The organism is Lentisphaera marina, from assembly GCF_028745505.1.
GTDB classification, from domain to species: Bacteria; Verrucomicrobiota; Lentisphaeria; order Lentisphaerales; family Lentisphaeraceae; genus Lentisphaera; species Lentisphaera marina.
This window is the reverse complement of the sequence record NZ_JAQZZL010000002.1, coordinates 1-20,702: the sequence shown is the minus strand read 5'-3', so window position 1 is coordinate 20,702 and position 20,702 is coordinate 1. Positions and strand designations below refer to the sequence as shown.

Sequence of the window (20,702 nt, the reverse complement as noted above, 5' to 3'; positions counted from 1 at the left end):
TACTCTCTTAGTAGGGTTTTATATCCCAAATTTCTTCTGCGTATTGTTTAATTGTGCGGTCGGATGAAAAGCCGCCCATATTTGCAATGTTGAGAATAGCACGTTTTGCCCAATCGTCTTCCTTAATGAAATCATTAGACACAAGTTCTTGGGAATCAGAATAGCTTTCGAAATCAGCCGCCAATTTATAGTGATCTCCACCAATGGTGAGTGAGTCAACTAAAGGACGGAAGAGCTCGGGATCCTCTGGACAGAAAAACCCTGAAGAAATCAGATCGAGGGCATTTTTCAAGTGTGAACCCTGAGGCATGTAATCATGGGGATTATAACCATTTTGATTGAGGCTAGTTACCCCATCAACATCGAGTCCAAAAATGTAGATATTATCATCGCCTACTGCGTCTTTAATTTCGACATTGGCACCGTCAAGAGTACCGATAGTTAAAGCTCCATTGAGTGCAAATTTCATATTGCCCGTACCAGAAGCTTCTTTACCTGCAGTAGAGATTTGCTCCGAAAGATCCGTTGCTGGCACCAATACTTCAGCCATACTAACGCTGTAGTTGGGAAGAAAAAGCACTTTGAGGAACTTGTTAACTTCTGGGTCATTATTGACAATTGCCGACACTGAATTCACCATCTTGATAATGAGCTTGGCCATGTAATAACCCGGAGCTGCTTTACCGGCAATAATGATTGTACGCGGCGTGTAATGTCCCTTGGGATTAGCCTTGATTTTTTGATACAAATGAATCGCATGCAGAATATTGAGGAGCTGGCGTTTGTACTCGTGAAGTCGTTTCACCTGGATATCGAAAATCGAATTCACATCGAGTTCGTCGCCAGTGAGATTTTTGACGTATTCAGCCAAGCGAATTTTGTTGTTCTTCTTAATCTTGGAAATTTCTTTGCGGAAGGCCTTATCTTTGGCAAAAGGAATGAGTTTTTGCAATTCATCAAGATCCGTCACCCACTTATCACCAATCTTTGAAGTGATCAATTCAGAGAGTTCTGGGTTACATTTGCGCAACCAGCGACGAGGCGTGATACCATTAGTTTTATTATTAAATTTCTCAGGGTAGAGGTCATAGAATTCTCTCACTAAATCGTGCTTCAAAAGCTCCGTGTGCATTGCTGCAACACCATTAACCGAGAAGCTCCCAACGATCGCTAGATAAGCCATGCGCACCATTTTTTCTCCACCCTCTTGGATGATGGACATATCGCGTTGGCGATCGTTATCCCCAGGATATTTTTGCGCTACTTCACGCAAGAAGTGATAATTGATCTCGTAAATAATCTGCATGTGACGCGGGAGGAGATTCTCTATTAAATCTACAGACCATTTCTCTAGTGCTTCGGCAAGTAAAGTGTGATTTGTGTAGGCAAAAACCTGACGCGAGATGCCCCATGCTTCATCCCAAGTTAAGCCTTCATCATCCATGAGTAGGCGCATAAGCTCTGGCACTGCAATGGCTGGGTGAGTATCATTCAGCTGACAGACAGCTTTCTTGGGAAGATCACTCATGGGCAGGCCGAGCTCTTTGAAATCTTCAATCATATCTGCGAGGGTCGCAGATGCGAGGAAGTACTGCTGCTTCAAGCGCAATTCTTTACCCTCGTAGTTATTATCATTGGGATAAAGAACTTTGGTAATGTTTTCGGTAAGTGACTTTTGAATATTGGCGTTAATGAAATCACCTTGGTTAAAATCTGTGAGGTTGAAACCAAAGATGGAACGAGCTGACCAAAGACGCAAAGTATTAACTGTGCCCATAGAGAACCCCGGGATCGGTGTGTCGTAAGGCATTGCCAAGACATCTTCCGTGTCTACCCAAGTGCACCACTGCTTACCATCGTGATCTTTGTAGCACTCGACATGACCATAAAATTTAACGACGCGCTTGCGCTCTGGGCGAACCACTTCCCATGGATTACCAAAACGCAACCAGTTATCTGGCTCTTCTAATTGATGACCATGATCGATTTTTTGACGGAAAATACCATAATCATAACGAATACCTGAGCCAAAACCTGGTAGATCTAAGCTAGCAATAGAATCGAGGAAGCAAGCAGCTAAGCGACCAAGGCCGCCATTACCGAGTCCTGCATCCATTTCTTCATCGAGTAAGTCTTCGAGTTCAACGCCAAGTTCTTTGAGAGCACTATCAGCTTGGTCAAAAAAACCACAGTTGATTAAACTATTACCAAGAGTACGGCCCATGAGGAATTCGAGTGAGATGTAATACATTCTCTTGGGGGCATCTGCACTAGACAATTTATGATTCGTTTTTTTCCACGCTTCGACCTGAAGGTCGCGCACAGTATAAGCTAGAGCCATATAAAGATCGTGCTTATTGCATTCTGACAAATCTTTTGCAAGAGTCATATCCACACGTTTTTGGAAAGCTTCTTTAAATTTTTTAACGGCAGTTTTTGTTACTTTGCTAGCCATAATCAGGTATCCTCGTCTTTTGTCTAAATTTTCACCGACTTTAAGATAGAGGACTCTGAAAATAAATACAAAACTCAGAAGCTTTGCTGTGACACTGAAATGGGTTAATTTCTAATGAAGTTAATGATGACTCACAACACTAAGTGAATTCACTTAAAGTTATACCTGCTCAAGCACCGCAACTCTTTGCGAGTTCCGCACCAAGGTATGAGTTTTACTCATAACCCTAAAAAAGCTACTATGTACTTATTTAAGCCTTGATTCTGAGCCCATTGCTTTAGGTCTTCTGCTAAAGAAGCCATGAAAGTCTGCCCTGTTTGAGGCAAGTGAATTTTATAACAGTGGAGTGCCTGACGTTTATGTGTGGTGCAAGGTGGATCACAGTACCATTCTTCACCTACAAGTGGATGACCTAAGTGACTCAAATGAATACGAATCTGATGTGTACGCCCGGTGAATATCTTTGCTTTGATGAGGCTAAAATCGTTTGCACTTCCTAAAGCTTCAAATTGACTATGAGCTGTTTTTCCCTCGGGATGAATACCTAAATTGCGCTCATCAAGTTTGCCTATGCGACTACGCTCTTCACATTTTCCCCAAGTTGGAATACCATGAACAAGTGCAAGGTATTGTTTGTCGGCTTGAGTTTGCTCTAGCAGCCCTTTATAATATTTGACGAGTTTCTTCTCCGTGACAAACAAGTTCACGCCACTCGTATCAGCATCGAGTTGGTGAACGGCCCAAACCATAGAGCCGTGACGTTGTATTAGCCAATACTGGAGACAATCGTCATCATCGAGCTGTCTCCCCGTTGAAGGAAGGTCATAGGGTTTGTCGACAACTAATAGACCATCTTTTTCATATATGATACGCTGTTCAAGATCAGTGATCATTATATAAAAACCCTACTCTTTGTTGACCATCCAGGGAGAAAAACCGGCGATAAAGCCAATGAAACTATCAAGATGCTGCTCAGGGAAGTTGTAGTCTTGGTGATTTTTTAACACTTTTAAAAAGCAGGCTAACCACACATCACGAGAGTTCATATCAATGGGGAAAGGGAAATGACGGCGTCGTAACATGGGGTTGCCATAACGCTGATGATAAAGCGGTGGACCACCACAAAGGCCCACAAAAAAGCAGGCGGATTTGTCGGCTGCTTCTGCTAATTCATCTGCCTCCGTCGGGAACATGTCTTTAATTTCGGACTTGGCAAATTCATCGTAAACATCGTGAAGTAAGCGAAACATATTTTCTTCGCCCATGAGCTGATAAATTTCGGGATTGGGGGGATCGACTTGTGGGGGGCCATTCATTTTTATTACCTTGATTTTTTACTGAAATTAATTGATCGATAAAAAAAGACAAGTCAGTTTTTTCTCTTCAAAGTATAGCGATTACTAGAACATAGTTTTGAGCAGTATTTGACTTCTGACCAATTTTTCGCCCACTTTTTACGCCATGTAAAGGGGCGATTACAGACAGGGCAAATTTTCTGAGGCAGATCAGTTTTTTTCATTTTTTTTAAACTCTTCAATTAATTTTAATGACTCCTCAAGAGAATTGAGCTGATTGATCTGCCAAAAGTGAGGTAAATATTGTAGGTACTGTTGTTGCATAAAACGTGGATCAATAAGGACTAATATACCCTTATCAGATTCCGTACGAATTAATCTTCCCGCAGTTTGAATGAGACGAGTGATTCCTGGAATTAAAAAATTAAACAGAAATGCATCAAAACCATCATTGGATAATCTGTGATTTAATTGTTTCATTTTAAACGATGGTTGGGCCATACCTGTACCAATAATTATACAGGATTTTAGAGCTTCACCTTTGAAGTCAATTCCCTCGGCAAATGCTCCTCCTAAAATAGCTAAACCTAACACAGGGATTTTGTCAGTAAAAAAACCTTTTAAAAAGAATTCTCTTGATTCTTCAGACTTTTCTTGATAGATACATGGCACTTGATTATACAAAACCTCTTTTGCCATTTCTAAATATTTATATGATGGAAAATAAACTATATGCTTACCTGGATATGCTTTGTATATTTGTAAGATACTTTCACATAAAATCCCTAAACTTGAATGACGGTTTTGCCAGCGAGTATCTATGTAATTCAAGGCTAGGCTTAGCTGATTTTCTCGCGGGAAAACAGGAGGTAACTTATAAAACTTTGCTTGCTGTAATGCAAGGCTTTTCTGATAATAAAACTCAGGGCTGAGAGTGGCAGAAAATACACAAAGTGAATTAAGCGTTTTCCACTTCGAAGCTAGATGTCGATGAACTTGAGAGCAGCATAAGTATAGCTTCAGTTTAGGGTTGCGCGACAAATGATACTTGTCTATGTAAAAAATGTCTTCTTGCGTACTACTTTCATAAACTTTCAAGAAGCTATAAAGGTCCTTAAGCTCATTTTGAAGTTCATCTTTACTTTCAAGGCCGGGAAGATTTTGTTGATCCTTTTCCAATTCTTGTGAACAGGATTCTAAGAAATTACTTATTAATTGGGGTACAAATTCAAACGTCGCCAAATGCTCTCCTAAAGACAGTTCATCGAATTTTCTTTGAATTGAAATAACTATTTTACGACATGCGGATTTAGCTTTTTTTGTCTTGAGCAATTTACTGATTTTTTCTAAAAAAGCCGTATCTAAACTTACTGAAAACATACTCCTAACCCTTTCCAAAAGGTTATGACCTTCATCTATCAAAAGGTCTATCTTGAATTTTCTAAATAAGCAAAACTTACCATGGGGTCAAAAAAATAATTAAAATCTGCAATAATAATTTTCTGCCATGGCATCATTTCGAGTGATAATTCAAAGGGGCATACTTGAAATTGATGCGCAATTTTACTAAGTCCATGCTGATCTAACAGGCCAAGGTCGAGTGCAGCTAAGCGAGCCTGAGGTAAGCGATCGAAGTAGCCTTTTTTGACTTCCTCCTCGGAACAAGTAGAAACCTTGTCTCTAGCGGAAATTTGAAGACAAGAGAAATTATCTTTTGTAATTTGTTTGAGTGCATCTATTGCGCTTTGTTGAGCAGTGGTTTTTGCCGATAAATAGAGAATTTGCCGAGACTTCTTTTTTCCCAAGGCCTTACAAGCGGGGAATAAGGTACTCAAACTTTTTCCCGTTCCTGTGGGCGCTTCGAACATAAGTTGCTTACCATCGCGAATATTACGATAAACTTCCTTGGCAATTTCACGTTGTGAGGGGCGAAATTCCACATGGGGAAAAGATACAGAATTCAGTTCGTTCAAATAGGCTTTTTCACACTCTTTATACTTTGAATAAAATTCTAAATAAATTTTGAGATATTGATTAATTTCATTTAAAAGCTCGATTGATGAGAAGCTATGAAAGCGTTTATTTTCCGAAGCTTCTTCTAAGTGGTAGTAATTAACGACTGTGGTAACTTTTTGACGATCTTGCCAAAGCATATATGCATACACTTTTGCCTGAGCTAAATCACATGAAAATTTATGTTGGGGGATATCGAGATTATAAGTTGTTTTAATTTCTTCTACAATAAAGTTTTTTTGATTAACTAGATCAGCTCGACCATGGAGTGTGACAGAATACGGTTGGAATTCAAAAGTATGCTTCAAAGTTAATTCTTTGTCCCAATCCTCAGACCTTAAAGATTGCACATGTTGGTGCCCTTTTATACCCTCCAAATGCGTAGGGTTTTTCTGATACCTTTGCACTAAATCACCCTTTCGAGCTGCAAAATTAACAAGATCTCGAACTGAGATTTTTATCTTAATTCCAGGAGACATTTACCACTCTCGCTTTAATTTTATTCTCTTCAAAAAACTTCAACCAAGTATTTTGATGTTTTTGTAAACGATCGCCAGGCGCTTTTATTTCAATTAATTCGACGCCACCTTGATGTGGAAAATAGATGAGATCTGGAAAACCTTTTTTCTTATTTCTTAGATCTTTGAGTAGTTCTATAAAAATACTTTTAATTTGTTCTTGATTAAAGTTCTCAAGTGCTAGCCTAAGGTAATCTTTGTTAATCGCACCCCAATTAACAAAGGGGTTGCTCAAACCAAATTTTGATTGGTAAACTTTTTCTGCTTTAGCCCATGTAAAAGGTTTTTCCATAAGCTCCGTAATTTGTGTTTTACGATTTTCATAAAAATCAGGTTCATATAAATCATGAGGACGATGTTGAAATGGGTGACTAAAAGCACCGGGTACATTAGCAAAAATCACTTGCCAAAAAAACAATCCAAATAATGCGTTAGCCCACAAGTTTTCGGCATGATAACAGTGACCAAATTGAGTGTAATATTCACATGCAGCACGTTCTACTGATAAGTCAGTTTTATCGAGCTCTAAGAGCTCTGTAGGTGGTATATATACTTGAAGTTTATCATAGGTTTTAGACAGGAATTTTGAATTCTTACTCAAAAAAAATTGCGCAAATTCCTTTTCCTGATCATTTTTCGAGAAATCCAACATTTGCAAACATTTAGTTTCTAGTTGATCATACTTTTTGAGGGTTCCAAGAACTCTTGCTTGACGTTCTCCTGAACGTTTACTCAAGGAATAAATTTCCAAAGCTTCTTCAAAAAACTTTTGTCGTTCCAATTGCCGAGCAAATGAAAAATGAAATTTATCCAAGCGCCTTTTCAAGACAGCATTAGTACTTTTTATAATTGAATAATTATTGAAAAATTCTAATGCTTTATGACGATCATATTCAGCAATCACCGAGTAAAAGTTTAAAAACTCTTCAAGTTCACTAATAGAATTTATAAAGCCATGACTTAGATCATATTTTTCGTATCGGTAAATTCCAAGATCATTTAGAATAAACTCGCTTAGATCTTGATGAAGGTTTCCAAAATATAGTAGGTTAAAAACCTTAAAATCTTTCTTTATTTTAAGGACTTTTTCAGGAATATCAGAGATAGTCATTAGCATAGCTTCCTCTAACTCAAATCGCGATAATTTTGAATTAAATTCTCTGGGAAAAAGTATTCTTAATTCCGCCTTTGAGAAGAGCTTAATTTTTTCTGTGACCGTAGAATCCCAAGAAATGAAATTAAAAAGCTCCAATTCACTGAGGCAATCAATCAAGTTGGGAATCTCTGAATAAGAAATTTTCTCAAGACGAAAGCATGTTCCCTTGCGCATTAAAAACCTGACATAGAGAGCCTTTGCATTACGACTAAGCAAACAAAAAGAATTATGATCCTCTAAGTCTGAGGGCCTCAAAATACTTTTATGATTATCAAAAACATGATCAATTAGCTGGGTAAAGTTATCCAGATAATAAAAGTTAGGTAATTGTACATTCTGCATATTATAAAATGAGCCAAAGTAAGAAAAAAAAAGTCTTATATCTTAAAAACTCGTAGCTATTTTTGTCTCATAACTGAATCTATGATTTCGATCCATCTCTAACTGAATCTATGTATTTTTTCATCTCGAATATCAGAGCTTTTGACTATATCGAAATATTACTCAAGTCAATAAACATGGCGGGAATGACGCCGACATTATCAACATGCACTTCTTTGTCCTTAGTATTTTGAATACTTACTGTAACCTGAGCATTCTTCGGACTTGTGAAGGGAACTATCACTAAACGCCAGCCCTTCTTCATAGCGAATGAACTACTATGTTTAGCGCTTATTTTCTCTGCTTTGGAATTGAGGACTGAAAAGAGTGTATCAGATAATTCACCATGCCTGACATAGGCACTGAAGTAGTATTTTGTATTGGGTTTGAGCGTTTTTATCGTCTGTTTTATACCTGACTCGGATTTTTCGAGTGTTACACTAACTCCATGTATTGAATCACGTTCAGCGGCACCTGGGTTTTTATTAAAACCCGGATGAAGCTTATACCTCACAGGCTTTGCATTGATCGGCAACCAATTTTTTTCATTTTTTGAGAAACCGCCATTGATAATATGATTGCGATTATGAATATGATCTGCGTTTTGGTAATGCACTTTTCGTGGTGGCTTCTTAAAGTCGTGCCCTGCTTTAAAAAGTGCTTGTGAATAATCTAAAGCTCCAATATTCATCTTTCGAGAACTCGCTATACCATCAATTGCTGTGCCTTTTGATATAATTGACTCTTGAATCAATGGCTACTTCACGAGTTGTAGGGTCTCGGTATTTAAAAAATCGCCAATAGTAGCCTTATGATTCTTATAATTACTCACTAGGGGGACTTCTTCTTTAACCAAAATTTCGGTACTATGACCTCTTCGTTTTGTTTCTTTTAAAGCAACATTATTCACTAACATAGTTCCCCATTGATCTCTCTGACGTTCCCAGGGGCCATAGAGGTTATTGATCATGCCCGCAAAAGTATTATTAAAAATCATAATATTATTTGAGGGGCGGTTCAAACGAAGTGAGGTGGGCACATTCCAGCTGATATTATCATGCACAATAAAGTTCTGGCAAAAATTATCGAAATACATGGCATTTGTATTGTTTTCTTCGCCTCCCGTATCACGTAAGATATTGTAGCGGATTATGGTGTTTTGCCCATCTTGACCACCGAGATGTATACAACCTGTATCATGAGTCATGAGTCCCATATGAGAGATGTCGTTATGTTGAATGAGGTTTTCTTGACCAGCGAGTTTCATGCTGGAACGCCCCGCTCGACTTAGGGTATTATGACTGATTAAATTTCGATCGCCATTAAGTTCAATACCTCGACCATTGGCACCAAAATAATTAAAATCATGAATATAACAATTCACCACCTGATTGTCGTCACCCTGTACTTTTATACCTCCATCGAGTGAATACGACAATTCACTGTTGCTGATGCTATTATGACGACCTGAAAGCGTTATTCCTGAGATAGGATAAAACATTGATTTTATGTATGCCGTATGGGTAGGGTGAAGCAAGGTGATCTTTGAAAAGTGACAATGCTCTATGTTTTGCGTACGTACTGCAGTAGCAAAGAGTTTTATCCCCTCAAAATTGATATGTTTTTTATTGTGAAAATCTATGCCGTATAGGCGCTTTTTAGTTTCAATTTTAAGTTGATTTGGGTCCTTTCCTCGCGGGGGCATGAAATAGATTTCTTGAGCCTTGCGATCATAATACCACTCCCCCGGACTATCTAATAAAGCTCGCTTTCCTGATATGTAGAACTCACCACCCTTTTTACTCGCAGGTGAGTGAATTTCGCCAAACCAAAAGCCTTTGAGCTCGGGAATAGCTATTGCCTTTTCTTTTTGATTATATCCCGTCACCACGCGTGTCCAAGCAGACCAACGCGAACCCGCCACGGACCAAAGAGTGGCACCCTTAAGATCTTTTGAATTGAATTGGTCGGGAAAAGATTGATTTTTTATCTGCGTATTAGTACTCCCCTCTTCTATTTGTGCTCCATCAGCAGTCATCAATTTTCCATCTCGATCATTTGGCCAGCGAGCCAAAATCATCATTTTACCCTGACAAAATAGCTGGTTTTCATTTCCTAAATCCCAATCCATTTTAGTTTTCCAACTGCCATCACTCAGGGGCTGCCAGTTCTGTAAAATTTGATTGCCCGAAATAACAACTTCACCATCTCCTAGAGCTTTAAAACTTATGGGCTTCGACTCGATCCCTGAGTTACGGGGAGATAGAATTTCTCTATAAACCCCTTGGCCTATAAGTACGGTATCGCCAGCTTTGGCAATTTTAGCCGCCTGCTGTATTGACTGAAATGGAGATCTTTGACTGCCCTCATTGCTATCTTTCCCAGTCTGGGCTACGTAATATGTCTTAGCTTGATCAAGCGGACCTTTGCTTGCACTAATGGCATGAGTCGAAAAATAGCATAAAACTACGAGACAGAGACTTAAGGATTGGATGATTTTCATGAGCGCTCCTGATTAATTGCATTGATGATTTATATCAAGCTTAAGCGCAGACAAAGATCCTTTGTTACAAAATTAGCTAAGCGATTAATTACTTAATTTTGGTCGAAGCTCATCGGCAATTTCACGAAAGATTTCTGCTTTAGGAGAAGTTTTACGCCAAAAGAGTGCGATATCTCTGTGCGGTGCGGGAGTCGCAAAAGGGATGTATTGAATTTTTCCCACAATCTTCTTCAGCACATTTTGGCATGAGTGTAAGTCCCAGACCTGAAGACCTTTCTTCCCTTCCTATGTATTATTGATAATGAATTATCAATAATGATTTGACTATTCGTCAAGACGGGTTTTGTTATTGATAATGAATTATCAATAACAACTGCAAGCATATTACTTTGAGGAATAATAAAAATGAAAAAATTACCTGTAACGGTTTTATCCGGATTTTTAGGTTCCGGTAAAACGACTTTACTGAATCACATTTTAAATAACAAAGAAGGGCTCAAAGTTGCACTCATTGTCAACGATATGTCCGAGATTAATATAGATGCTCAGCTAATCAAAAATAATGGTGATACGCTTTCTCAGAAAGATGAAAAGCTCGTTGAAATGTCAAATGGCTGTATCTGTTGCACGCTGCGGGAAGACCTCCTGGAGGAGGTTCAACACTTGGCCAAAGAAAATCGCTTTGATTACCTCATTATCGAGTCCACAGGAATTTCTGAGCCTATGCCAGTGGCAGAAACTTTTGACTTTGAAGACGAAAGTGGTTTCTCTCTTAAGGACATAGCCCAGTTAGACACAATGGTGACGGTTGTAGATAGTTATAATTTTTCCAAAGACTTCAAATCTATCGATATTCTCACCGATCGCGATGAATTTCTTAATGAAGACGATCAACGCCCTATTTCCGCTTTATTGGTTGATCAAATTGAGTTCGCCAACGTGATCATTTTAAATAAAGTCAATGACTGTTCTGAAGAACAAATATTTCAAAATGAACAGATTATCCGCTCTCTCAATTCCGATGCAAAAATAATTAAAACTAACTACAGCAAAGTTGAACTTAAAGAGATTATCCATACAGGACTCTTTGATTTTGAAAAAGCCTCAAAATCACCACTATGGTTGAAAACGCTCATTGGTGAAGAGGATAGTGAATCGGACGAATATAATATTTCATCCTTCTGCTACACAGCTAAACGTCCTTTCCATCCGCAAAGATTCTTTGATCTAGTCAATGATAAATTGAGTGGAATCATTCGTTCAAAAGGCTCCTTTTGGTTGGCTAATGTCAACGATTATGCCATAAGCGTACAGCAAGCTGGCGAATTGCTGAGTTATAATGTTGAGGGAAAATGGTTGGCCGCCGTTATCAAAGAAGAACCCGAGCTTGCTGGCGAATATTCAGACTACATGAAAGAAACTTTCGAAGGCCCCTATGGCGACCGCAAACAGGAAATTGTTTTTATCGGAATTGAACTCGATAAAGAGACCGTCACTCAAAAACTTAATTCATGCCTGTTAAATGATGATGAGTTTACAAAGGGTCCAAAATATTGGGAAACTTTCAAGAGTCCGTTCAATCTAGAAATGATCACTAGTGAAGAAGAACGAGTTGAACTGGCAACTACGGAATAATTAAAAGGAAAATACTCACATGATAAAAACAATTGATACTTGGTCGAAGGGTTATGAAATTCTTCATGATACGGTGAAATTTTCAAAAAAAAATATCACAGAAGTAACTAGTAAAGCTACCTTCAATAAGGAAGCATATGCCCCTGTGAACCCCACAGATCGGACAGATCGGACAGATCGGACAGATCAGAGTTACCGCTATACAGCTCGTAGTGCCAATGAAGTAAATGCTTTTGCTATTAATACATTTTTGAGCTTAGGTTATAATGACTTTTCAAGCTGTCATCAATTAAAGGTGCTAGCTGAAACAATGTTTGAAAGGTTTAAAACTAATTATCTGAAATGCCGTATGGATCTAATCTATTCCGATAGTTGTCGTAAATTTCATATCGACAGCCTTCACATGCGGTCTATTACCACCTTAATTGGTCCTGGAACTGAATATAAGTTGACTAAAAATAACTGTGAAGTCCATCATGTGAAAACAGGTGATACAATCCTACTCAAAGGTTCATTGTATCCAGGAAAGAGATCTAAGGTTCTACACCGCTCACCTCAAATTTCAAAACTAGGTATCCATCGACTAGTATTTGTTATGGACTACTAAATTTAATCTAATTACAAAACCAACTTTAGCTAAAGTCATATAATTAGTTCTTTAGGACGCTCTTTAATTCATCGGCAATTTCACGAAAAATTTCTGCTTTAGGAGAAGTTTTACGCCAAAAGAGTGCGATATCTCTTTGCGGTGCTGGAGCCGTAAAAGGGATGTATTGGATTTTTCCACTATCATCTTCAGCACATTTTGGCATGAGTGTAAGTCCCAGACCTGCGGCCACCATTTGGCGAAGGGTTTCTAGACTACTCGCTCGGAAGTCATTTCTTTCTTGCAGGTGGTTCAAACTACAAAATTCTAATGCTTGATCACGGAAGCAATGACCTTCGTCTAAGAGCATTAATTCTCGCCCCTTGAGATCTTGATTAGATAATTCTGAAGGAAGTTTTTCGGAGTAATTTGCGGGAGCCGCAAAAAGAAATTCCTCGGAAAAAATAAATTCTGAGTCCAGAGATTTATCCTCATGAGGTAAAGCAATAAAAGCGGCATCAACTTTCCCCTGCTTTAGCATCGCTAAGAGCTGCTCTGTCTTTTCTTCTTTGATAAAAAACTTCATTTCAGGATAGGAATGATTGAGTTCATCCAAAACTTGTGGGAAGAGGTAAGGTGCCAAAGTGGGGAAAGCTCCCAAGATCAATTGTCCTTGGTAGGGGTCGGCAAATGATTTGGCGCAAGTGCGAAAATCGCAAACTTGCTGTAAAATCAATTCGGCTCTTTGTAAAAGCGTTTCCCCCTCTGAACTCAAAACGACTTGTTTATTTGAGCGTTCAAAAAGACAAACACCGAGCTCCGCCTCCAGTTTTTTAATCTGGATTGAGAGCGCGGGCTGACTCACCCCGGCAAGTATTGATGCTTGCCCGAAGTGTTTTTCTTTTGCGAGAATCGCAAAGTACTCTAAGTCCTTGATGGTCATTTAGGCCTCATCAAGATTTTTCTGAAGATCCTGTAAAGCCGTTCTCAGACCTTCTTCAACCACAGGATGATAGAAGGGAAGTTCGAGAATTTGATCTACAGTAAGTTCTTGTTGAACAACCCAAGAAATAAGGTGGCCAAGATGTTCAGCTGATGGTCCAAAAATTTGCGCTCCTCGCAAACGTCTATCACCCTTTTCGGCGTAGAGGTGCATGAGCCCTTTATTTTTTGCCATTACTCGCGAGCGCCCCTGCCCTTCAAAACTTACACGACCAATCACTAAATCCTTGAAGCTTTTATAACCTTGCCCTATAGAAGCTATTTCTGGTTCAGAGAAAACGATACCCAAATGAGTGCGACGATGGCCGGGATCTACTTTCGGGTAAGTCCCGGCATTCTTCCCGGCAATTTTACCTTCATCCGAAGCTTCGTGGAGCAGTGGAATATCATCATTCGCATCTCCCGCAATGAAGAAGTGGCTCTCACCACATTGCATCGTGCGGTTATTATAGATGGGTGTTCCACGCTCATTAACTTGCACGCTAGTATTCTCTAATTTCAAACGATCGGTATTGCTGACTCGGCCGGAAGCCGTCAGAATGAAATCGAAGCTTTCTTCAATTTTTCCTTGCTCTTTATGATCGTATTCGATGACCGCCTGACCATTTTCTTTGCGCACAGAATGAATTGTTGCCTTAGTATCGGTATAAAATTCTTCGGCAAAGGTTTTGGTAGCGTATTCGCGGATCTCGGGATCTTGAATACCACCAATGGAACCACTTCGTCCAAAGAGTCGAACATCGGCACCCAAACGACTCAAGGCCTGACCTAGTTCAAGACCAATAACACCTGGACCAAACACGGCTACTTTTTTCGGTATGCTTTTTATCTCAAAAATATGATCACTACTTAAAACTAGATCTTCCGCACCGTCGAGTAAAGGCATGTGTCGAGGGCGAGAACCTACGGCTAAAACAAATTTGTCTGCGGTCAATTGACGTCCACCAGAGAGTTGTACTGTATGGTCATCGATAAATTCAGCGTACTCGCGTATGAGCTCTTCTTGCGGAACATTATCAATCCCTTCCATAACAAAGCCCACAAAGCGATCCCGTTCGAAGCGTACACGCTCTAAAACAGCTTGATCATTGACCACGGGGTCTTGAGTTTCGATTCCGAATACTCGTGCTTTCTTAACGCCATAATTTGCGTTAGCCGCAGAAATAAGCAGCTTACTGGGCATGCAGCCCACACGAGCACAAGTTGTTCCTAGGGGCCCTCCATCAATGAGCACAACTTTTGTAGCCCCATTGGCTTTAGCTGCACGGCGAGCATTGAGCCCAGCTGTTCCTGCTCCAATTATAATCACATCATAATGACTCATCTTTTTCTCCTTTAAAAAACTCCCTGCCTTAGCAGGGAGTCAATAATGTATTACTTACTAATTTAGGTATTTAACGAGTTCATCTGCACCACCAATGACTTGGCCGTCGATGAAAACTTGCGGTGTAGTGGCATTGCCACTTACTGCTTTAAGAGTTGTAAGGCTCATACCACCCTGCCCTAGTTTAATTTCTTCGTAAGGCATGCCCTGCTCTTCAAGAACTTCACGTGCTCGTTGACAGTGACTGCAGCCTGGTTTAGAAATCATACTTACAAGCTTTGGAAGCTCTGCCTTGGGGTTGATGTAATTGAGCATGGTGTCGGCATCACTCACTTCAAAGGGGTCACCCGGCTTGTCTGGTTCAATGAACATTTTTTCAATGACACCATCTTTGACGAGCATCGAGTATCTCCAAGAACGCTTGCCGAAGCCTAGATCATTTTTATCAACAAGTAAGCCCATGCCTTCAGAGAATTCACCATTACCGTCGGGAATAAGTTTAATGTTGGCTGAATCTTGATCAGCTGCCCAAGCATTCATGACAAAGGCATCATTAACTGATAGGCAGTAAATATCGTCTACCCCATTGGCTTTAAGAACTGGTGCTAATTGATTATAACGTGGTAAGTGCGTTGATGAACAAGTAGGGGTGAACGCTCCTGGTAGAGCAAAAACTACCACCGTTTTATTTTTGAAAATTTCTTCAGTCGTCAGATCTTTCCAATCATTGTTTACTCTGGTACGGAAAGTCACTGTAGGTACATTTTGCGTTTCTTTATTTGCTAACATCTGTATATTCCTTTTCTGTTGTTTAAGATGTCTGAATATGCACTCATATGGATGTGATATAAAATTTATTATAAATATCAGTATAATAAGTTTTACTTATGATAGAAACCAAATAAAAAGGAGCTCGAAGAACTCCTTTTTATGAAAAATTATTTCTTTTTCTTCTTTTTCTTCGCTCCACCACCATCTGGAGCTCCGGGCCCCACCTCAATGGATTCGTGACGACCTTCATTATACTTGGCAAGGTTGATCATGTAGGCTTGATTACCTGCCTTCGGGTCAAAGTCAATACAGTGAACGGCTATGGGCATATAACGGGTGAGCATCATAACTCCTTCGGTAATACCCTCCCATTTTTTCACCGAATCACGTGCGGGTGCACCATCGGAAAGGAAATAAATTGAGTCGACGCCTGGAAAGAGGAGGCTCTGACGGATTGCACAAAAGCTTCGCGTTCCTAAGCTCATATCCCACTCTTTAACACGTGCTGAACCTTTTTTCAGGTCATCAGTTAATCCACGAGATTCCATGATCTCTACATCGCCACCAAAATCTACGATATTATATTTTGCCTTATTGAGTAATTGCTCAACAGACATTGCCATATTTTCGTCTAAGGATTCAATACGGGGGCCTTTCATAGATGCTGAGGTATCGACAACATAACAGAGGCGATCACTATAAATGGGTAGACTGTAGAAATAACCATTTGGTCCACCATCCATTACTTGCACCATGTACTTATCACGAAACTCAGTTGAAGCCGCTTGATCAACGGTAAAGCCCTTGTTGGATTTATACCAAGTCACCCAATCTTTATAGGATGAAGCATGTTGCCCCCCCGCGATTATGCTTATAGCATAATTTAAATTAATTCTCATACGTCCTTTTTCTTTGGCTAGACGCTGAATCAAGTTGGGAAGAAGTTTGGCGTTGGGATTTTTGGCCGAGTAATAACATAAGTGAACTAAGACAGGCCATGGTGCTTTGGCAATTTTTTGACTCACTGCGCTTAAACTTTCTGCAGAAGCTATTTTGGCAATCGCTTTAGCTGCATCAACCTGCCCTCTTAAATCTGAGTGGTTTAGGCTCGTATGTAAAACATTTAATAAATTTTCATCTTTTACTTCAGCAATGGCCTGACATATAAAAGAAATGGCCGGTGTATCCAAAGAAAAGTTCACAAATGCTTTCTCTGAAGATCGCTTTTTCATGGCTAATTTTGTGAGACTTAAGACTTCTTGTTGATCTAAAGAAGCATTTACGCGAGCTTTGAAAAATAAACGTGCACACTGAGATTCTAGTGATTTTAGTGTCAAGCCATTAATCGCTTCGGTCAGCCCAGATACTTTTGCGAAGGCCGCAGCTTGGATAGCTAGGAATTGTGTTTTAGAATTTTTACTATTTACAAATTTCAATAATAATTCTTCGTCTAAAGACACAGCACTGCCACTATCTGTATTTGTCGATTTGTTCTTCTTCCCTTTTTTACCCTTCTTAGATTTTTTCTTGGAACCTTTAATTGATGGTACTTCCTCAACATTTTCACTAATGTTCAAGTTATTTCTTTCAATCAGGGAATCGTAGTACTGCACCGCTGCAGTCATCGCCATTCTTGCCGCGGCTAAAGCTTCTAAATTTGGATTCTCACTGTTTGCTAGTGCTGAATTTAAATCAGTATTTGCTCGGTGGTGTAGAAGAAAAGCCGCATTATAAAAATTATCACTTGATTTTATGTACGCACTTAGACCTTTTAAAGCATCTGGGGTGGACACAAGGTCTTGGTCTTTTGCACCATCGCTACTGACTAAATATGAGACTCCCCAAAATGATGATGCATCTGCTTTACTTTTTACTGCGTTAACAACGGTCGAATTCGCCGTATCATTCTTGGAACTCAACATTTTTGCTGAATACAGACTTGGTGAGGCGAGTATTGTAAATATTAAGCTTGTGGAATATATAGACTTACGGAACATAATTGACCTCTGTTTAGTTTTGCATTCTCTATATACTACAATTTAAGTTCGAGATTGTTAACAAGCTATCTTCATCCATCACTTATTATTTGTGGAGTTTGCTAAGTTAATTAACTGTTTTTTAAAAGTGTTTGGCAAAATGAGAACTCCTTACTTGTCTTAAATATTCATTCATAAAAGGAAGTAAAATCCTTATTTTGGCCTTTTCTTTACTTAAATCCTGATGAAATAAGTCAATAATACATTAAGTATTATTTTATTGTAATGGGGCAAATAGTTGACTGACTTTAGCTAAAAATTTAGGAATGACTGCTTGCTTTTCATAACCACTTATTTGGCTAGAGTTTTGTATATCTTCTTCAAATAACTGTAAGTTTTCTTGAGCAAACTCTGAAGAATTCACCAATATGCTAATTTCAAAATTTATTCTGAAGGAACGATTATCCAGATTTGCCGTGCCTATGCTGACTAAGTTTTTATCGACAATCAAGGCTTTCTTATGAATCATCCCCTTTTCATAAAAATACACCTCTATACCTTTCCTTGCCAAAGAGCTGGCGTATTCGTGAGCTGATAAGTCCACTAGGTAATGATTATCTGATCGTCTTGGAATGATAAGCCTTACCCTTACACCGCGTAAATTTGCGGAAATAAGCGCCGCTATAATGGCGTCATCTGGAGCGAAAAATGGACTCACCAAATCCAAACTCTCTTGCGCTTGATTAATTAAATTTAGGTAATAAAGCAGACAAGTTTCTCTATCGTCCGCTGGGCCACTTGCGATAGCTAAAGCTTCGTAAGAAGGTTCAAAAATTTGATGTTTTGTGAAATCTAACTGTGGTAAAGGGTCTGTTTTCTCTTTCGCCCATTGATAGTCCAGAAGATAAGTGAATTGTAGAGATGGTCCCATGGGACCTTTGATGCGTAAGTGTGTATCTCTCCAAAACTCGCTTTCATAATCTTCTGCTAAATTCATTCCTCCAGTATAAATAATCTGACTATCAATAATCACTAATTTGCGATGATTGCGAAAGTTAATTTGCCCTCTTCTACCGTACTTAGTGGTTCTAAAAAAATGCGCTTTCACTCCAGCGTCTTGTAACTCTTTCATGTAGGATTTTTTTATACTCAAGGAACCTATGTAGTCACAAATTAAGTAGACTTCTAAACCTTGCTTAGCTTTTTCAATGAGAAGTTTTTGGAGTTTTTGCCCTATTTTATCATTGCGAATGATATAATATTCGATGCATATACTCTCTTCTGCATTTTCTAAATCTTTAAATAAACAAGTGTATTTTTGCTTTCCATTCTTTAGTAATTCTATTTGGTTACCACTAGTAAAGAAGAATTTAGATATTTTATCATAAAGACATAATTCATTAATTACTGCCTTATTTTTTTCCATTGCCTGACATGCATTTCTCCATAACTCATCTAAGGGCTCCTGCCCTTCTTTGTGCTCAGTTACGTAACCATGAAACTTCCGTGAACCAAATAACAAGTAGGCTGGAACTGCTAAAAGAGGCATAAGCAATAAACTCAAGATCCAAGCCGTTTTACCTTGGCTGGTGCGCCCTTTATATAAGACCTCTCCCGCTAATAAAGTTCCTAGTATATAGGTAATCCCAACTACTATTATGTGATTCAGGTTTTCGAGCATTATTTATTTGCCTGGAGGTCCTACTTTCTTCGCCCAAGCCGTTAAGGTGAAATCTAAATAATTTGTGCCATCGCCTTTAACAACTCCCGTCGGATTAAATAAGCTTGCAAAGAAATTATTGGTGGACTGGCTTACACCGCCTAAATTTACTGGTCGTCCCTGATATGCAGTTACTTTGGTATTTAGAGTTTTCACTTCAAACTTCTCATATCCACCGCCTGGTTTTTTAACTCTAATCATTGGCACCAATTCGACTTCTATAATTCCATTACCACGATATTTAGGTTTTATGTAGAGTTCTGTCCCGACATTAGTTGTTCCACGAAGGTGTTCATTTATTTGTACTGGTCTTCTTGTTCTATGATTGATCCAAACATATTGATTTAAGGAACTCGTGTAATGTGCTGTCTCTACGGCCCATAACTTTGCTGCGTATCCGCTCATAGTTGTAAGTGTTATTTTTTGACTTTCATCAGAAGTGCGTTTGTGGACTCCACCATCAATTCTTATATCTCTAGGAGTTTTAATATCTCCATCTTTTATGATAATGGGACCAGTATTAATAACGATCCCCTTCTTCTCCAGATTTTTAGTGTTTCTATAATCTACCTGAATATGAATATTATAAGCTTCTTCCTGACTCTCGTTTAATATCCTAATAACTCTATTATGACCTTCTATCTGGTCTATTACTAAGACTGAATTCATTCTGCTTATATATGTTGCTTTGCCCTTCTCCGTTAATGACATATTTATCAACTCAGCTAACTCAGTATAGTTCGACATTCCTAAAGAATATCGTTTAACTAAGGGTTCAGGCTTTAGTTCAATTTTCTTTCCATTAATCTCGGCATACTTCTTCTCTGGAACTGGGAGTTCTTCGTATTTTAACTTGTAGCCTTCCTCTTTTGCAAATAATGACACTCCGATCATTAAAGCAAAACAAATTATTGATTTCATCATAATAGCAGCCTGCTTTTACTTTATTTTTTATAGCTATCTTTATTATAGCCTTTTTAGTGATCTGTAAACCTTTGATTTAAAGGTGATTAAATATTTAAATATAACCTTCTTCTGATTTTTTCTTTAAAGTATAACTTTTTTTTGACTAAGTGTAACTTTTTTCTGACTTTATTCCTTAAAGTATAACTTTTTTGTTATATCTGTAAGTGTCTAATAAACAAGTGTTTATAGGGCCCTGTTTTTCTATCGTATTGACTATGAGTGTTTTGTGACTATCCGTGATTTTTTTACTATAACTTTTTTCTGACATTCCTGTAGTCTTTCTAGCTATTTGAACTCAAAATCCAATAAAAGTATATGATAACTTTTTTCGGATTTCTTTATTTAGGTAGCTTCGATTAATAAGTATAACTTTTTCCGGAAACAGTAGCGGTTCTTACTCA

At 38.7% G+C, this 20,702-nt stretch carries 18 protein-coding genes; 2 read left to right on the top strand and 16 right to left on the bottom strand.

Going from position 1 to position 20,702, the window contains the following annotated elements:
• Positions 1-7: 7 nt before the first annotated feature.
• The 10 genes from PQO01_RS11060 to PQO01_RS11015 form a co-directional block, all read right to left on the bottom strand.
• The gene (locus PQO01_RS11060; protein ID WP_274314090.1) at positions 8-2,455 is read right to left on the bottom strand and encodes a glycogen/starch/alpha-glucan phosphorylase; all 2,448 of its coding nucleotides are present in this window, start codon (positions 2,453-2,455) and stop codon (positions 8-10) included.
• Between the two features lie 218 nt (positions 2,456-2,673).
• Complete coding sequence (locus PQO01_RS11055; RefSeq protein WP_274314089.1) at positions 2,674-3,348, bottom strand: RluA family pseudouridine synthase; 675 nt, start codon at positions 3,346-3,348, stop codon at positions 2,674-2,676.
• A gap of 12 nt (positions 3,349-3,360) precedes the next feature.
• Positions 3,361-3,771 carry a globin domain-containing protein gene (locus PQO01_RS11050; RefSeq protein ID WP_274314088.1) on the bottom strand — a complete coding sequence of 137 codons (411 nt, stop codon included), beginning with the start codon at positions 3,769-3,771 and terminating at the stop codon, positions 3,361-3,363.
• 53 nt (positions 3,772-3,824) lie between these two features.
• Positions 3,825-3,974, bottom strand: a complete 150-nt coding sequence (locus tag PQO01_RS11045; protein WP_274314087.1) for a DUF2256 domain-containing protein — start codon at positions 3,972-3,974, stop codon at positions 3,825-3,827.
• Complete coding sequence (locus PQO01_RS11040; protein WP_274314086.1) at positions 3,961-5,130, bottom strand: helicase C-terminal domain-containing protein; 1,170 nt, start codon at positions 5,128-5,130, stop codon at positions 3,961-3,963. The genes PQO01_RS11045 and PQO01_RS11040 overlap by 14 nt, the downstream gene beginning before the upstream one ends.
• Before the next feature lie 47 nt (positions 5,131-5,177).
• On the bottom strand, positions 5,178-6,242 hold the full coding sequence (locus tag PQO01_RS11035; protein ID WP_274314085.1) for a DEAD/DEAH box helicase: 1,065 nt from the start codon (positions 6,240-6,242) through the stop codon (positions 5,178-5,180).
• Complete coding sequence (locus PQO01_RS11030; RefSeq protein ID WP_337994450.1) at positions 6,226-7,779, bottom strand: VRR-NUC domain-containing protein; 1,554 nt, start codon at positions 7,777-7,779, stop codon at positions 6,226-6,228. Before PQO01_RS11030 ends, PQO01_RS11035 begins: the two co-directional genes overlap by 17 nt.
• 145 nt (positions 7,780-7,924) lie before the next feature.
• On the bottom strand, positions 7,925-8,572 hold the full coding sequence (locus PQO01_RS11025) for a hypothetical protein (RefSeq protein ID WP_274314083.1): 648 nt from the start codon (positions 8,570-8,572) through the stop codon (positions 7,925-7,927).
• 3 nt (positions 8,573-8,575) lie between these two features.
• Complete coding sequence (locus PQO01_RS11020; protein ID WP_274314082.1) at positions 8,576-10,321, bottom strand: right-handed parallel beta-helix repeat-containing protein; 1,746 nt, start codon at positions 10,319-10,321, stop codon at positions 8,576-8,578.
• 84 nt (positions 10,322-10,405) lie between these two features.
• Entirely contained in the window at positions 10,406-10,543 is a 138-nt protein-coding gene (locus PQO01_RS11015) for a hypothetical protein (protein WP_274314081.1), read from the bottom strand.
• A 183-nt stretch (positions 10,544-10,726) separates the two neighbouring features.
• On the opposite strand from PQO01_RS11015, the gene PQO01_RS11010 reads away from it, so the two are divergent.
• Together PQO01_RS11010 and PQO01_RS11005 are read left to right on the top strand one after the other, a co-directional pair.
• Entirely contained in the window at positions 10,727-11,956 is a 1,230-nt protein-coding gene (locus PQO01_RS11010) for a GTP-binding protein (RefSeq protein WP_274314080.1), read from the top strand.
• Between the two features lie 19 nt (positions 11,957-11,975).
• On the top strand, positions 11,976-12,563 hold the full coding sequence (locus PQO01_RS11005) for a DUF1826 domain-containing protein (protein WP_274314079.1): 588 nt from the start codon (positions 11,976-11,978) through the stop codon (positions 12,561-12,563).
• A gap of 43 nt (positions 12,564-12,606) precedes the next feature.
• On the opposite strand, the gene PQO01_RS11000 is transcribed toward PQO01_RS11005, so the two are convergent.
• The 6 genes from PQO01_RS11000 to PQO01_RS10975 form a co-directional block, all read right to left on the bottom strand.
• Complete coding sequence (locus tag PQO01_RS11000) at positions 12,607-13,485, bottom strand: hydrogen peroxide-inducible genes activator (RefSeq protein ID WP_274314078.1); 879 nt, start codon at positions 13,483-13,485, stop codon at positions 12,607-12,609.
• On the bottom strand, positions 13,486-14,868 hold the full coding sequence (locus PQO01_RS10995; RefSeq protein ID WP_274314077.1) for a dihydrolipoyl dehydrogenase: 1,383 nt from the start codon (positions 14,866-14,868) through the stop codon (positions 13,486-13,488).
• Positions 14,869-14,925: 57 nt separating this feature from the next.
• Positions 14,926-15,657, bottom strand: a complete 732-nt coding sequence (locus PQO01_RS10990; protein ID WP_274314076.1) for a glutathione peroxidase — start codon at positions 15,655-15,657, stop codon at positions 14,926-14,928.
• A gap of 149 nt (positions 15,658-15,806) precedes the next feature.
• A complete protein-coding gene (locus tag PQO01_RS10985) occupies positions 15,807-17,636 on the bottom strand; it encodes a vWA domain-containing protein (protein ID WP_274314075.1) in 1,830 nt (609 codons plus the stop codon).
• A 256-nt stretch (positions 17,637-17,892) separates the two neighbouring features.
• Positions 17,893-19,296, bottom strand: coding sequence for a cardiolipin synthase (cls, locus tag PQO01_RS10980; RefSeq protein ID WP_274314074.1), 1,404 nt, complete (start codon positions 19,294-19,296; stop codon positions 17,893-17,895).
• 3 nt (positions 19,297-19,299) lie between these two features.
• Positions 19,300-20,259, bottom strand: coding sequence for a hypothetical protein (locus PQO01_RS10975; RefSeq protein ID WP_274314073.1), 960 nt, complete (start codon positions 20,257-20,259; stop codon positions 19,300-19,302).
• Positions 20,260-20,702 lie beyond the last annotated feature (443 nt).